1 protein-coding gene is annotated in these 250 nt (G+C 61.6%); it reads left to right on the forward strand.

Annotation, left to right across the window (positions count from 1 at the left end; all coding sequences use genetic code 11):
- Positions 1-250 (forward strand): ABC transporter permease subunit (locus tag LD028_RS09270; RefSeq protein WP_483298297.1); only part of this gene is annotated, 250 nt, incomplete at both ends.

Here is a 250-nt window from a genome sequence, read left to right on the forward strand (position 1 = left end):
CTGATCTTTGCGGCGATTGCCGTGATCCTGTCCATTCTGCTGAACAAGACGGCGTGGGGCCGCAGCGTCTACATGTTCGGCAACAACCCGACGGCGACGCTGTTTTCCGGGATCAACACGACCCGGGTCGTCCTGTGGGTCTACCTGTTCGCCGCGTTGATGGCGGCGGTGGCGGCCATCATCATGACCAGCCGCTACAATTCGGCCAAGGTGGACATCGGCAGCTCGTACCTGCTGCAAAGCATCGCCG

Origin of the sequence: Anoxybacillus sp. LAT27, from assembly GCF_022030075.1 — a bacterium.
Taxonomy (GTDB): domain Bacteria; phylum Bacillota; class Bacilli; order Bacillales; family Anoxybacillaceae; genus Anoxybacillus; species Anoxybacillus kestanbolensis.